Origin of the sequence: Modestobacter sp. SSW1-42, from assembly GCF_046635825.1 — a bacterium.
Lineage (GTDB): Bacteria > Actinomycetota > Actinomycetes > Mycobacteriales > Geodermatophilaceae > Modestobacter.
Map to the genome: position 1 here is coordinate 67763 of NZ_JBISCA010000003.1, position 14059 is coordinate 81821.

Consider the following 14059-nt stretch of genomic DNA (forward strand, 5'->3'; position numbering starts at 1 on the left):
CGGTCACGGCCGATCGCTCCTGGGCCGCCCTCAGGCGCGATTGGCCCCCCGTGCGGCCCAGACGGTGCGTTCGGTGCGGACGGCGAGATCGGCGCGGCGCAGGATGCTGCGCGGGCCCTCGACGTCGAGGAGCCCGTCGAGCGCGACGAGATCCTCGATGGGGAGCGCGTCGGCGACGCTGCCGCGCAGACGCCGCAGGCTGCTGAGGGCGTAGGCGCCGACTGCGGGGCGCCGGAATGCCTCGACCGCCAGAGCCAGTACACGTTCGACCTCAATGGCGAACCCGGCGGCGACCAGCCTCGGTCCCCAGTCGGCGCCTCGGTGCGGCACGTGCTCGGCGTGGCGGCGATCACTCGCGGCGTGGCAACGTCCCTCCAGCCCGGGTCGCTCCTCCGGGGCGTCGTCGGGGAGGAAGCGGGGGAAGCCGGCCAGCTCGACGACGGCCAGCAGCCCGCGAGGTGCGAGGAGATCGCGCACCGCGCGCAGCGCGCGGTCGGGTTGGGCCAGGTGGTGCATCGAGGCCGAGGCCCACACCAGGTCCGGCGTGCCGAGGTCGGGCCAAACGGGGTCGTCGAGATCGGCGAGCACGGTGCGCAGGCGTGCCTCTCCGCCCCGCGCGCATGCCTTCTCCTGGAGGCGCTGCAGGTGCACGACCGAGGAGTCGACCGCGGTGATCTCGGCGTCGGGAAAGCGGTCGAGCAGGGCAAAGGTGCCCGCTCCCGTTCCGCAGCCCAGGTCCACGATCTGGCGAGGGGAGGCCGTGAAGGGAAGCTCCGCGACGATGGCGGCGAGGTGCTCGGCCAAGACCTCCGCGTCCAGATCGAGGATTTCTGCCTGATCATCGAGCTGCTGCTGTGGACCATCGCCCGGGGTGTGGACCATGGCCGAAGGCCAGATCCGACTATCCGGTTCTAGCGTGACGCCTCCCAGGCATAGCAAGGAAATGGCTACATCGGGCCCTGTCTGCGCAAGAGCGGCGTCGCGGACGTCAGGAGCACGCGAGGGGATCGGAGTCCTCCTTGCCGCCGGTGGCCTGGTGGCCCCGGCGGGCGTCGCGGTCGAAGATCCCGAGGATCTCGCAGGGGCCGTTCTCGGCCCCGATCGCGTGCGGCAGCATGGTGGGGAACTCGGCGGCCTGGTTGGTCTCCACACGGAAGCGGCGGGAGCCAAGCAGCAGGGTGGCGGTGCCGGACAGGACGACGAGCCACTCGCGGCCGGGGTGCGCACGCATGCGGGCGGGGTTGTCCGGTGGTGGCTGGGTCATCCGCTGACGGATGACGCTGAGGCCGGGGTTGCCCTTCACCGGCCAGCGCATCAGCCCGTGTGCCGCGTCGATCATCGGATTGGCGATCACGTCATCCGAGGCGGTCTCGACCAACTGGTCCAGGGAGGTGTCCAGGGCGCGGGCAAGCGCGGCCAGCTGGTCGAGCGCCAGGCGCCGCTGGCCGTTCTCGATCCGGGACAGCGTGGACTGGCTGACGTGGGCCCGGGCGGCCAGATCGTCCAGGGACCAGCCCTGAGCCACTCGAAGAGCGCGGATGCGCTTGCGTACGAGGCCATCTAGTTCGCTTTCGCCTTGCGTCATGGGCAAGATGCTATGCCTTAACCGCAATTCTGGCTACTTTCCGTAGGCAGTCGGCCCGGATCATGGGTCGCCGACGTTGGGAGCCAGCCGTGTCATCGAGGATTGCGACGCGGGCCGTCGACCCGCTGCTCGAGGGAACCGTCGACGTCATCGTCATCGGCGGCGGTGCCGCGGGATTGAACGGTGCGCTGATGCTCGCCCGCTCCCGCCGGTCGGTCGTCGTGATCGACAGCGGCTCGCCTCGCAACGCGCTCGCTGAGGGCGTGCACGGCCTGCTCGGCCTGGACGGGACTCCGCCCGCCGAGCTGTACGCACGGGGCCGGGACGAGGTGCGCCGCTACGGCGGCGTGCTCGTCTCCGGCGAGGTGGCCGCCGCGGACCCGACCGCTCCGACCGCGGACGGCGACCTGCGCTTCACCGTCACCCTCACCGACGGCCACACGCTGGCCGCGCGCCGCCTGCTGGTCGCCACCGGCCTGCGCGACGTGCTCCCCGACGTCCCCGGGCTGGCCGCGCACTGGGGGCGCGGGGTAGTGCACTGCCCGTACTGCCACGGCTGGGAAGTACGAGACGAACCCATAGGCGTCCTCGCGGTCGGCTCCTCCTCGGTCCACCACGCGCTGCTGTTCCGCCAGCTGACCGACGACCTCGTCTACTTCACCCACGGCACCGAGTTGGACCAGGACACCCGCGCGCGCTTCGCCGCGCGCGACATCCGCGTCATAGACACCCCCGTCCAGGACGTCATCGACTCAACGGACGGCGGCATCGCGGGCGTGCGTCTGACCGACGGCTCCGTCGTCGCCCGCCGCGTGCTCGCCGTGGCCACCACCATGCAGGCGCGCACCGAAGGTCTGGCCGGACTGCGGTTGCAGATGGAGGACATCCCCGGTGGCATGGGCCGCCGGTTCGTCGCCGGGATGGCCGGCCTCACCGACGTCCCGGGCGTCTGGGTGGCCGGCAATGCCGTCGACCTGACCGCCCAGGTGGGGGCCTCCGCCGCGGCCGGCGCCCTGGCCGGCGCCCACATCAACGCCGTCCTGGCCACCGCCGACACCGACGCGGCCATCGCCGAAACCCAGCGCATCACGCCGCCCGCCACCCGTACCGCCTGACGTCCGCAGGACATCCAAGACCGTTCCTGGCGTCCGGACTTCGGTCCGGCGTCCATCCCCGCGTGCCCTCGAGAGGAAGCTATGACCACGAACCAGTCCGCAGCCCGCACCGAGACGGACAACGGCACAGCCGGCGTACCCGAGCCGGCGCAGCTGCGCACCATCCTGATCGCGGTCTGCGTGGCGCTGATGGCGGTCATCTCCTCGGTGTCCGGGCTGAACGTGGCCCAGCCGGACCTGGCCGTCGACCTCGGCGCCTCGCAGGGCGCGGTCCTGTGGATGATCAACCTCTACACGCTGACGCTGGCCGCGCTACTGCTGCCGGTCGGCGCTCTCGGCGACCGGGTGGGTCGCAAGCGGATGCTCGTCGCCGGCCTAGGTGTCTTCGGCTTGGCCAGCGCGATGGCCGGCCTGGCTCCCTCGACGGAGGTGATGCTGGCCGCCCGCCTGCTCAGCGGCGTAGGCGCGGCGATGATCATGCCCATCACGCTCGCGGTCATCACCTCCACCTTCCCCGAGGAGAAGCGCGGTCAGGCGATCGGCGTGTGGACCGGCGTCGCCGGTGGCGGAGGCATCCTCGGCATGTTCCTCTCCGCCGCACTGGTGGACGTCGCGACCTGGCGGTGGCTGTTCGTGCTGCCCATCGCGCTGGTCGTTTTCGCGCTCGTGCTGACCCTGCGTTCGGTGCCCGACTCCCGCGAGATCCCCGCCCACTCCTTCGACACTGCAGGGGCGCTGGCCTCCGTCGTCGCCGTCGTCGGTCTCATCGTCACGCTGCAGGAAGGCCCCGAACGCGGCTGGAGCGACCCGGTTCCGGTGATCAGCCTGGTCATCGGTGTCCTCGCTGCCGTCTGCTTCGCGATCTGGGAGCGGCGGCGGCGGGACGCCGCCCTGCTCGACGTGCGCCTCTTCCGCGAGCGCGGCCTGACCAGCGGCTCAGTCACCCTGCTCGCTGTCTTCGGCGTGCAAGCCGGGATCTTCGTGGTTCTGTTCCCCTTCCTCCAGGCCGTGCTCGGCTGGTCGGGCCTGCGGTCCACGCTCGCGCTGATGCCCGGGCGCCGGCATGGGTCTGTCGATGACCCCTTCCACGGAAGCCATCACCAGCTCCCTGCCGCGCGAGCGCCAGGGCGTCGCATCGGCGCTCAACGACGTCACCCGCGAGTTCGGCACCGCGCTCGGCGTTGCCCTGCTCGGCGCGCTGCTCACGGCCGGCTATCGAAACGCCATCGCCGACGAACTCACCGGCGTGCCCTCGGACGCCGCCGACGCCGCACGGGCCGACGTCGCCACCGCCGTCGAGGCGGCCGACGACGCGGGCGGCCAGGGACAGGCACTCGTGCAGGCCGCGCAGCAGGCCTTCGTCGACGGCTGGCAGCAGGCCATGTGGACCGGAGTCGCCGTCATGGCCGGCCTGTTCGTCTACGTCCTCCTTCGGGGCCCGAGGACGCCTGTCCCCGAACCCGAACTCCGCTCGGAGGACGCCCAGGCCGTCACCGCCCGCTGATCCCGCAGCAGCGAGGCGATGGCAGGGGAGGAGCACGCGGGACGCGGGACCCCCCGAACGCTCCATGCTGGTTCGGATGAACGCTGCAAACGGCGCTGCGCCCGCCGCTGGCGCAACTGCCGAGAAGATTCCACGCCAACAGCTCGTCCTTCGCCATTCTCCTCCTTGCCTCGACATCGCCTGGACGGGCGATGAGGGCTGGTCGACAGCTAGGTCCTGCCGGCCCCCATTGACGCCAAGTGGGACAGCTCGGCGGCGGAATCGGGGTCGGCAGGGTGGCCGACGAACAGGCTCTGACCGTCGCCCACCAGGGGGTGCAGCAGGGCCACCAGCTCGCTGTCGAAGGCGACGACGTCGTGTTGTGCCCACAGCTCGTGGAAGCGTGGGCTGCGCCTGTTCAGCTCGAACCGAATGGGACACGGCCTGGCCGATGGGAACGGCATCGACCGTCGCACCGGATGGCTGCGTCGGAGCGAACTACTCTGGGCGTCCACGCGCCGTCTGGGCGCCGGCCGACGGTGGGGAGGGTGCTGTGACCGAGGTCCGAGTCGACTACGGGGATCCGGACACGACGCCGACGCTGCTATTGCTGGCCGATGGGCCGGGCGCGGCGGACGCGCCGGAGGCGGCGCTACGGGCCCGCTACGAGCCGGAGTACCGGGTGCTCACCGTGAATTCGGTGACCGCGGCACTGGATGCCGTCGACGACCTGCGGGCGCGCGGTTGCCCGGTGGCCCTCGTCCTCGCGCCGATGGCGGTGATCGATGACGAAGGGCAGGACCTCTTCGGCCACGTGCGCGTGGTGCACCCGACGGCCAAGCGGGTGCTCCTCGTGCCGCGCGGCGGCGCGACGGCGCCCAGCCTGCGCGTACCGACCCTCCTCCTCGAGGACGACGCACTGGCGCTGCCGGTGCTGCGGGCGCTCACCCTCGGGCTGGTCGACACCTACCTGCCGACGCCGGGCGGGTCCCGTGACGAGGTATTTCACCTCGGTATCGCCGAGCTGCTCGAGGAGTGGTACCGCGACGCTCCGGGCGCGGCCCCCGCGCTGCGGATCGTCGGTGAGCCGCAGGCCGCGCGCTCTCACGAACTCCGCGACGCGCTGGCTCGCAACAGCATCCCGTTCGAATTCCACGCAGCCGATTCGGACGACGGTCGCGCGCTGCTGGCCGGGGTGGGGCGCAGCGATATCGTCCTGCCTGTGGTGCTCACCTTTGGTGGGCAGGTGCTCGAGGACCCGGGCAACGAGGAGCTGGCCGCCACCTTCGGTCTCACCGCGCTGCCGGAGGACGTGGTGGACGTCGTCGTCGTGGGCGCCGGCCCTGCGGGCCTGTCGACGGCCGTGAACACCGCCTCCGAAGGTCTTTCGACCGTGCTGCTGGAGCGGGCCGCGGTGGGTGGACAGGCGGGCAGCAGCTCGCTGATACGCAATTTTCTCGGGTTCCCACGCGGTATCAGCGGCCGCAACCTCGGCTCACGCGGCTTCGCGCAGGTGTGGTCCTTCGGTGCGTCCATCGCCGTCACCTGGCCGGCGACCGAACTGCGGCCGGACGGCCAGGGGTATCGACTGCGGCTGGCCGACGGCTCGGAGCTGGTCTGCCGCAGCGTCGTCCTGGCCTGCGGGGTGGCTTATCGAACGCTCGACGCCCCGGGTGTGCGGGAGCTGACCGGGGCCGGTATTTATTACGGCGCCGCGTCCTCGGAGGCGCAGGGCCTGGTCGGGCAGCAAGTGTTCATCGCCGGCGGCGCCAACTCCGCCGGGCAGGCGGCCCTCAATCTGGCGCGCCACGCTCATCAGGTCACCCTGCTGGTGCGTCGCGACTCGGTTGAGGCCACGATGTCGCGCTACCTGGTCGACCAGATCGAAGCGACGCCCAATATCGCCGTCCGCAACCGCACGGAGGTGGCGGCCGCGCGCGGTGAGGGCCGGCTGCAGTCGCTCAGCCTCCTCAACGCGGCCACTGGGCAGCTCGAGGAGGTGCCCGCCGCGGCGCTGTTCGTGCTCATCGGCGCCGCGCCGCACACGGACTGGCTGCCCGGCCGGGTGCAGCGGGACGGCCACGGCTTTGTGTTGACCGGCCGGGACGTGGATCCGACTGACCCGGAGCATCCGTGGCCGCTGCGGCGCCCGCCGCTGGACATGGAGACGAGCCTGCCGGGGGTCTTCGCCGCCGGGGACGTGCGCGCCGGCTCGGTGAAGCGGGTCGCGTCGGCCACCGGTGAGGGGTCGGTGACGGCCACCTCGGTGTGGCGCCACCTCGACAGCCTGAGTCGCGTCAGCGCAGTCGGGCCGGTAACAGCGGACTCCGATACCGGACGGGTGCTGCCGGCCGGATCGTGACCCATGTGGCGAAGCGCTGGTAGGCGGCGCCGATCAGCTCAGCCAGAGGGAGCGGCAGGCGCCGACGGGTCGAGTCGCACCAGCTCGACGTCGGCGGGTTCGAGCACCACACCGTCCTGGTCGACGAAGGCGACCGTCACCGCTCGACCAGCCGGGCTGCGAAAGGCAACCGACGTGGGCGTGCGCGAGGGGGTGTGGACATCGCCCCATTGCTGGAGAGCGAGGACGGACAGGCTCAGCTCCCGGCCGGCATCGGTGAGGTGGTAGTCCGCGCGCGGGCGCTGGCCTGGTTCACGGTACTCGCGGCGGGCCATGATTCCGGCGCCGACGAGCGTGTCCAGCCGGGCGGTGAGCACGTCGGAGGCGATGCCCAGGCGGCGGCGGAACTCGCTGAAGCGAGTCGTGCCCATGAGCGCCTCGCGCAGGATGAAGAACGTCCACCGCTCGCCGACCACCTGCACCGCGTTGGCCAGCGAACACGGGTCGCTGCCACGGTATTCGCCTGCGGTCGTGTGCGCATCGTCACCCACGAGTCTCATGCTACTGGGTTGGAATTGCCGTTTCAGGGGATACAGTCTGAGTCCAGATAGCCAACCCAGGAAGGACTTCCATGCAGATCGAAAACTCCGTCGCGCTGGTCACCGGCGCCAACCGCGGTATCGGCCGCGCCTTCGCCGAGGAGCTGCTCCGCCGGGGCGCCCACACGGTCTACGCCGCTGCCCGCCGGCCCGAGACCGTGGACCTCCCTGGCGTCATCCCGCTGCAGCTGGACGTCACCGACCCGGCTCAGGTAGCCGCCGCCGCTGAGGCGGCCTCCGACACCACGCTGCTGGTGAACAATGCCGGCATCTCCACCTACGCGAAGCTCGTCACCGGCGACCTCACCGACATCCGCCGGGAGATGGACACCAATTACTACGGGTCCCTGGCGATGGTGCGGGCCTTTGCTCCGCATCTGGCCCGCAACGGCGGCGGCGCGGTTCTCAACGTGTTGTCGGTGATGGCCTGGCTCGGCTACGAGCACTCCAACGGCTACGGCGCGTCCAAGGCTGCGCTCTGGGCGCTGACCAACGGTATCCGGGTGGAGCTGATCGAGCAGGGCACCCAGGTGACCGGGCTGCTGCTGGCCAGCACGGACACCGACATGATGGCCGGCATCGACGTTGCGAAGAACCGGCCCGAGGACGTCGCCCGCGTCGCGCTCGACGGGGTTGCTGCCGGGGCACTTGAGGTGCTCGCCGACGAGATCAGTGTCGGGCTCAAGGCCAGCCTGGCCCAGAACCCGGCCGTCCTTTACCCGCAAGCGGTCGGTGTGCGGCCGCCGGCCTGACCGGCGACCGCTTCCTTCCCGATTCGACGACGTGGTACGGCTGACCGTGTACTTCGTCGACTGGACGCCGGACTGGATGGGGGCCTTTGCCGAGTGCGTGGCCCAGGCCTTGGCGCGGCTGGGGGTCACACCGGTCGCACCGCCCACTGGCACCGGCGTGGCCGCGCCGGCCGCTTCCGGCCTGCTGGTCGAGGTCGAGGCGACCGCAGTCGTCGGCTGACCGGAGGCGCAGCGGCCGGGACCTCGACGGCTCAGGCCCTGCTCCGCCGGGTGACCGCTCGGTAGTTACGGCAATTGGCGTCGCCCGCAGCACCGGAAGCAGCGCCGTGGCGGCCCTCCGCCGCGCCCAGGTCGGCTTGCGTCGCTGTCCTCCCACACCGGCGTCGCGACGCTGGCGAGAGCCGGCTCGTCAGCCGCAGGCACCTCAACGTGAGGCTCGGGAGAACCCCCGCCTCGACGTGTGCCGATCAGCTGTCGTCGTCCCGGCGGTGGAACCAGAGGGTGAGGGCGAGCGCCACGCCGGCCACACGCCTACGAGCACGTAGCGGACCGGAGTGGTCTGCTGCGCCCGCCGTGTTTCAGCTTGACCAGCACGGTCGCGGCCAGGAGGACGGCGGCGCCGGACCATCATCGCAACCGGGGGAGCCACCCGGAGCCGAGGTCCCCACTTGCCGGATCGGCGGGCTCGGCTCTTCGCCGAGAGAGGGAACATCGATCATGGGATTTCCTGTGGTCGGTCAGCCAGCCGGGCATGTCGCCAGTAGCTCAGCGCCCCGGCGGCACTACCGAGATGGCGAGCCCAACCGTGACCGCTCCGTGTAGAGCAGCGGAAACCCTGGCGGCCCCCGAGGCGGTACTAACGGCGGCGGGGTGACGACGGCGACCTCGGCGGTGGTCCCGGTGTCCACGCCGAACGGGCCGCTGCGCAGCGCCGAAAGGGGCGGCGAGACCGGGCGGCCGGCTGCACGGTGGTTGGCATCAGCGGCGTGCGGCCGTCCACGGCCGGGCGACGGCGAGGGCGAGCAGCAGCGGCACGAGGCCGAGGATGGCGGTGACCCGCAGCGTCCCGGGCACCGCTGACCACCCCTCCCCGCCGACCAGCAGCGCCCACCCGAGAGCGAACAGCGGGAGGGTGATCACGGCCGTGCCCACCGCGGCGCGCAACTGCGTCCGTGCCCTCATCTCGCGTAGCTGCAACCCGACCACCAGCGCCGGGACGAGGGTGAACAGCCAATGGAACACCGGGATGACCGGGCCGTCGTCGGCCGACATGGCTGCGGAGAACAGCGCGTTCCAGCTCAGCGCGAGGGCCGAAGCCACGGTCAGCAGCCACCAGGTGGCTGCCGCACGTTTAGGGAGGGTGGTCGGGCGCGCCAGCGCGGCCCCGGCGGCCAGGCAGATGAGGGCTGCGGCGACGACGAGGATCAGCGTGCTGGGCGGCACGTCGGCGACCTGCCAGCCTGACAGAACACGCTCGGGTGCCGGCCAGCCGCGCGAGCCGACGGCGGCGGCGGCGCCGGTCAGCAGCAGCGCTACCAGGGCGACGGCCCAGACCGGGGGCGCCGGCGCGGAGGCCGCCCGCATGCGCGTGCTCATCGTCGACCCGGAGCGCGAGGCGGTCTTGACATTCTAAAGACGGTATAGAACCGGTGCGCGTTCGTCGTCCATCCACGGGAGGGACTGCGTGTCCGGCCCGCTACACCGGGTCAACGGGCTGGGTGCGCAGCTTGACCGCGCTGCGGACCAGGGCCTGCCGGTCGGTGTCGTCCAGCGCGTCGAGCACCACCTCGCGGACGGCGCGCACATGCGTGGGGAGCCGCGGCGACGACTACCTGGTAGCCGGACTCGGTGAGGGCGGCGAGGGTGAACCGGCCGTCGGCGGGGTTCGGGAAGCGCTGCATCCAGCGGCGCTGCTCGATCCGCTTGACGACGTTGGACAGCCGGGCGAGGGAGCCGTTGGCCAGGTAGGCCAGCTCGCCTATCCGCCCCGGCGCCCCGGGGCCTCGGAGACATGGCTGAGCGCGAGGTACTCGAAGAGGGTGAGCCGGGATGCGCGCTGCAGCGGCTGCTTTAGGCGGCCGGGGAGGAGCAGGACCGGTGAGACGTGCCCCGTCGAGGCTGCTTGCTCATCCGGTGTCAGCCACGGTGCGTCCGTCCGTTCGTCCGCACCGGGTATGGCGACCGGCAGCTCGCCGACATGCATCACAGCCAAGCGGTCCGCCTCGCAGACCGGGTGGAGACCTCGAGTCAGGGCGGCTGGCACGACGACTGGACCTTCCCAGCCTTGGAGGACGAGGTCGTCCCGGCGTTCGACAGTGTGGGGCGGATGCTTGCGACGGCTGGCGCGACATGGTGCGACGTCATCGCGGTCGACTCGTACTACGTGCCCGGCGCCGCCGACTCCATCGGCGAGGCGCACAACTGTGTCACGGTGGCGCAGTTCTGCGAGCGGATGGGGGACTGCGCCCCGAACGGACCCAGCTGGGCGTCCCCGCCCTCGGGGCGCCGGGCATACGCGTGGAGATCCGCGTCACCGCTGTCGTCGGGTCCGGCGGCTGACCGCCTCGGCTCTCTGGGGCAGCGCGGGCGCTCGCCCGCGCGCCGCCGCCGTTCCGGTGGCCACCAGACGGGGGGGTCCCTCGCCGTGCTCGCGCCCAGGCATCCGCCCCAGCACCGCCACCCGCTCGAGCAAGGGCAGCCGGCGGTTCTCGGCCGGGCGCGGGGTCTCCCACAGCTCGGCAACCGGCCCGTGCCGTCCCGCCCGCACCCGCACGTGGTGCTGCGCGAAAACGGGCACGAAGACGGTCGGAGCACCGAAGCGGGCCGGGACCGGCTGGAGCTGGCGCAGCCAGCAGCCGGTGTTCGCCACCACCGCCACCCGCCCGTCGGGCAGTCCGACTTCCGTCAGTGTGGCCTCGTGCGTGTGCCCGGAGACGAACACAGCGATGCGGCTGCCGGGCAGGTCGCCGGCCAGCGGAGGCGTCCGGTCCCCGCCGAGCAGCGCCCGGATGCGCATCTCAGCCGCCGTGCCCTCGGCCGCCTCGTAGGGCACCCGCTGGGCCAGCGCATCGACGACGTTGTCCGCGATCCGTTTTCCGATGACGCCGAGGACCACCAGGCCCATCAGCAGGACGGCGAGGTCGTAGGCGACCCCCAGCAGCAGCGGCCCCGCCGACAGCGTCGGCCCGGGGTCGTCCGAGCGGGAGACCATGACGACCGTTTGCGCCACCAGGGCGACGAGCAGCGGCGCCACCAGCCACCGCAGGACGTGGCTTAAGCCGTGGTAGAAGACCCGGCCGGCGATCCACTGGGGTATGGCCGCCAGCGGGAACACGAAGTTCACCTCCCGCAGGTCAACCCGCTTGGTCACGGTTATACCTGTGCCGATCGGCCGCACCACGTCCTCGACGATGTGGGCGCCCAGCGGGGTATCTAGCGGGTCGGTGTAGTCATGGATCGCGTTCGTCGGATCGAACTGGTTGCCGTGCTCGCAGTAGACGACCTGATCAGGGTGCCCGGCGAAGCTCGCCCGATAGGAGAGCGCGAAGTCGTGCACGAGGCCGGCGTCGACCAGGGTCCTGCGCACGTCGGCGTTCCACCAGACCTCGACGTCGTGGTTGCCGATCACATAGGTCACGCGGTGTCGCGGACTGCGGGCGAACTCGCGCAGCGCGTCGAAGAGCTCGGCATACCGGGACGTACGCAGGATCGCCGCGACGTGCTCGGCACCCTCACCGGCCCGCCCCATGCGCAGAAGGTCGAGGAAGTCGCCGGCCAGGACCAGCTCGACCGCGTCGCTGGTCGCGCCAAGTTCCCGAATCAGCGCGCTGAGGCCCCCGGCAGAGTCGAAGATGTCCGTGCCCGGCTCCCCGCCGATGTGCGTATCGGAGATGAAGGCCAGCAGCGTGTCGTCGGGCAGCTGCCGGACGACGGCGCCCAGCGGGGCGTCGGGCACGGGTCCGGTGGGCGTCGCGCGCACGACATCGGGTGAGGGCACGCCACAGCGTAAGAGGTGTCCTCTCTATGCCCGGGAATTGACTCTGACCCGTATGGACGGCCCGCTGATCTCTTCCTCGGCCGCGGTCAACCCGACCACTGCCGGGGAGTTGCGACACGCCGCCCGATGCACGGCCACGGTCTTGATGCCATCGGGAGCGGCCGCCATGGCCGACGCCAAGCAATGGGCTACTGGCAAGACTCGGTCCCGACCGGCAGCCACAGCTTATCGCGGCCCTGGCCGCTGTCTTCCAGCTCGACAGCCCGAGGAACGCCGCCCACCCCTCGACCTCGTGGCTTGCCGGTCCTGCGCTGGCTGGCCAGCTACCGCGTCGTGGCGACCAGCTCCTGGATGAAGGCGACCAGGCTTCGCGGAGGGCGGCCCAGCGCGGCCTCCAGAATCAGCGAGTTGCCGCCGTGGAAGCCGTGGCGGTCGTACTCACCGAACATCCGCCGAAGCCCCTCGCGCAGGGGGCTGGCCGGCATCCTGGCGAGCACCTCCGCGGGGTCGGACTCGCCGGCCTGGACGGGCCGGCCCAGGGCCGTGCTCAAGAGGTCGGCGAGCTCGACGGTGCTCGTGGTGCCGCCTGCCGCCAGCTCGAAGGTGCCGTCGTCCAGCCGGCTCTCGGTCATGCCGATCGCCGCGACCTCGGCGACGTCGCGGTAGTCGACGTAGCTCATCCGCGAGGACGCCGAGTACGGAAAGGCGATCCGCCCCTGGACGGCCGCGCCCACCAGCCCGGCGAGGTTCTGCATGAACATCGCCGGCTGGAGCACCACAAAGGTCAGGTCTGCGGTATAAAGCGCCTCCTCGACCGGCCGCTTGGCCGCGTGGTTGGTCAGCGAGGAGGATGGGTGGTAGACGCTGGAGAACACCACCTTGCCGACGCCGGTCGCCTCGGCGGCCCGGACCACCGAGACGCCGAGGTCGGCCTCATCGGGGGCGAATGCGGGGTTGAGGTGGAAGACCCCGTCCACACCGTCCATGGCGCGCCGCAGGCTGACCGGGTCCCGGAGGTCACCGATGACGGTCTCCCGGGCGCCGCGGGCCCGCGCCGAGGCGGCCTTCTGCTCGCTGCGCACTAGGGCGCGGACGTCGACTCCGCGCCTGAGCAGCTCCGGTACGACGTGGCCGGCGTTGCCACCGGTGGCTCCGATGACGAGTGCTCGCATGATGTTGCGTCCCTTCGGTCGATGTCCTGACTCTTGCCGGTACGGGTGTGGTAGCTGGGCTCAGTCGGCGCCGGTGAGGTTCTCGATGGCGTATCGGGGGCCCAGGTGGATGGCCTGCCGCAGACGGCTCCGCGCCTCCTCGTCACTCAGCTGCGGAGGCGTCGTCCGGGTGGGCAGAGGGAGGCCCCAGAGCGTGAAGTACTCCTCGAGCCCAGGTGGGCTGACCATGCAGAGCACGCGCGCGTCCCGGCCGGAGGCGTTGTGGAAGAAGTGCGGCGCCCGGGCCGGGACGTTGATCGTCTCGCCCGCGCGGACAACCGACTTCTCGCCCCGGAAGGTCACCTCGAACTCGCCCTCGAGAACGTGGAACATCTCCTCGAAGTCGTGCCGGTGCGGCGGCGGCCCGCCACCGGGCGGGACGAACATGTCGATGAGGGCGTAGCGCCCGTTGGTGTCCTCGCCGCGGATGAGGACGGTGTAGTTATCGCCCACGACGCCGTAGTGGGAGAGGTGCTCGTCGTCGGGTCGGGCGTGGACCAGCTCTCGGTCGGGGTCGTCCACACCGATGCCGACGCTCGGAGAAGACTCGGTGCTGCGCCGGGAGAGCCGGATGACGGGAAGGCGGCGTTCGGTCGCTCGCTGCTGGTAGGTCGCAAACGCCGACGATCGGCGGACGAAGCGGGCGAAGGCGGCGTCGTACTCGTCGCCGTCGAGCTCGACCGCGGTGACGGGGACGGTCTCGACCCCGAAGTCGGTGGCGACCTCGATCTCCACCTCGGGGTGGGCGCGGAGGTTAACCGCCCAGGCCGGGTCCTTGGCGGCGCCCATGGCCGAGGCGACGACCAGCCAGTCGTCGCCGTCGCGCAGGGACATCGCGGGGTTGACCCGAGCGGTACCGGTCTTCGCCCCGCGGGTGTGTAGGAGCACGAGGTTGGTGCCGAAGCCGGCGGAGTCGACCCGGCCGCCGTTGGCGCGGAACTCGGCGATGATCTTGTCGTTAAAGGTGCTCATGACT

12 protein-coding genes are annotated in these 14059 nt (G+C 71.4%); 5 read left to right on the forward strand and 7 right to left on the reverse strand.

Features of this window, described 5'->3' with window-relative positions; translation table 11 throughout:
• Positions 1 to 30: 30 nt before the first annotated feature.
• On the reverse strand, positions 31 to 882 hold the full coding sequence (locus tag ACGBYP_RS10610) for a class I SAM-dependent methyltransferase (RefSeq protein ID WP_411583827.1): 852 nt from the start codon (positions 880 to 882) through the stop codon (positions 31 to 33).
• 106 nt (positions 883 to 988) lie between these two features.
• Positions 989 to 1585, reverse strand: coding sequence for a helix-turn-helix domain-containing protein (locus ACGBYP_RS10615; protein WP_411583829.1), 597 nt, complete (start codon positions 1583 to 1585; stop codon positions 989 to 991).
• Between the two features lie 89 nt (positions 1586 to 1674).
• On the opposite strand from ACGBYP_RS10615, the gene ACGBYP_RS10620 reads away from it, so the two are divergent.
• From ACGBYP_RS10620 to ACGBYP_RS10630, 3 genes are all read left to right on the forward strand, one after another.
• On the forward strand, positions 1675 to 2700 hold the full coding sequence (locus tag ACGBYP_RS10620; RefSeq protein WP_411583831.1) for an NAD(P)/FAD-dependent oxidoreductase: 1026 nt from the start codon (positions 1675 to 1677) through the stop codon (positions 2698 to 2700).
• 81 nt (positions 2701 to 2781) lie between these two features.
• Entirely contained in the window at positions 2782 to 4284 is a 1503-nt protein-coding gene (locus ACGBYP_RS10625) for an MFS transporter (RefSeq protein WP_411583833.1), read from the forward strand.
• 452 nt (positions 4285 to 4736) lie between these two features.
• On the forward strand, positions 4737 to 6545 hold the full coding sequence (locus ACGBYP_RS10630) for an FAD-dependent oxidoreductase (protein WP_411583835.1): 1809 nt from the start codon (positions 4737 to 4739) through the stop codon (positions 6543 to 6545).
• A 38-nt stretch (positions 6546 to 6583) separates the two neighbouring features.
• On the opposite strand, the gene ACGBYP_RS10635 is transcribed toward ACGBYP_RS10630, so the two are convergent.
• Positions 6584 to 7075, reverse strand: coding sequence for a winged helix-turn-helix transcriptional regulator (locus ACGBYP_RS10635; protein WP_411583837.1), 492 nt, complete (start codon positions 7073 to 7075; stop codon positions 6584 to 6586).
• 80 nt (positions 7076 to 7155) lie between these two features.
• On the opposite strand from ACGBYP_RS10635, the gene ACGBYP_RS10640 reads away from it, so the two are divergent.
• Both ACGBYP_RS10640 and ACGBYP_RS10645 read left to right on the forward strand, forming a co-directional pair.
• A complete protein-coding gene (locus tag ACGBYP_RS10640; protein WP_411583839.1) occupies positions 7156 to 7875 on the forward strand; it encodes an SDR family oxidoreductase in 720 nt (239 codons plus the stop codon).
• Between the two features lie 46 nt (positions 7876 to 7921).
• Positions 7922 to 8095 carry a hypothetical protein gene (locus ACGBYP_RS10645; protein ID WP_411583840.1) on the forward strand — a complete coding sequence of 58 codons (174 nt, stop codon included), beginning with the start codon at positions 7922 to 7924 and terminating at the stop codon, positions 8093 to 8095.
• Between the two features lie 758 nt (positions 8096 to 8853).
• On the opposite strand, the gene ACGBYP_RS10650 is transcribed toward ACGBYP_RS10645, so the two are convergent.
• From ACGBYP_RS10650 to ACGBYP_RS10665, 4 genes are all read right to left on the reverse strand, one after another.
• Positions 8854 to 9471, reverse strand: coding sequence for a hypothetical protein (locus tag ACGBYP_RS10650; protein ID WP_411583842.1), 618 nt, complete (start codon positions 9469 to 9471; stop codon positions 8854 to 8856).
• Between the two features lie 934 nt (positions 9472 to 10405).
• On the reverse strand, positions 10406 to 11830 hold the full coding sequence (locus tag ACGBYP_RS10655) for a metallophosphoesterase (protein WP_411583843.1): 1425 nt from the start codon (positions 11828 to 11830) through the stop codon (positions 10406 to 10408).
• 365 nt (positions 11831 to 12195) lie between these two features.
• On the reverse strand, positions 12196 to 13044 hold the full coding sequence (locus tag ACGBYP_RS10660) for an NmrA family NAD(P)-binding protein (RefSeq protein ID WP_411583845.1): 849 nt from the start codon (positions 13042 to 13044) through the stop codon (positions 12196 to 12198).
• 60 nt (positions 13045 to 13104) lie between these two features.
• Positions 13105 to 14055 carry a nitroreductase/quinone reductase family protein gene (locus ACGBYP_RS10665; protein WP_411583847.1) on the reverse strand — a complete coding sequence of 317 codons (951 nt, stop codon included), beginning with the start codon at positions 14053 to 14055 and terminating at the stop codon, positions 13105 to 13107.
• Between the last annotated feature and the right edge of the window lie 4 nt (positions 14056 to 14059).

Bases quoted from the DNA above. Each gene is read 5' to 3' on its own strand.
- ACGBYP_RS10660 (WP_411583845.1), bottom strand. From the start codon at position 13,044: ATGCGAGCACTCGTCATCGGAGCCACCGGTGGCAACGCCGGCCACGTC.
- ACGBYP_RS10625 (WP_411583833.1), top strand. From the start codon at position 2,782: ATGACCACGAACCAGTCCGCAGCCCGCACCGAGACGGACAACGGCACA.
- ACGBYP_RS10640 (WP_411583839.1), top strand. From the start codon at position 7,156: ATGCAGATCGAAAACTCCGTCGCGCTGGTCACCGGCGCCAACCGCGGT.
- ACGBYP_RS10665 (WP_411583847.1), bottom strand. From the start codon at position 14,055: ATGAGCACCTTTAACGACAAGATCATCGCCGAGTTCCGCGCCAACGGC.
- ACGBYP_RS10610 (WP_411583827.1), bottom strand. From the start codon at position 882: ATGGTCCACACCCCGGGCGATGGTCCACAGCAGCAGCTCGATGATCAG.
- ACGBYP_RS10650 (WP_411583842.1), bottom strand. From the start codon at position 9,471: ATGAGCACGCGCATGCGGGCGGCCTCCGCGCCGGCGCCCCCGGTCTGG.
- ACGBYP_RS10615 (WP_411583829.1), bottom strand. From the start codon at position 1,585: ATGACGCAAGGCGAAAGCGAACTAGATGGCCTCGTACGCAAGCGCATC.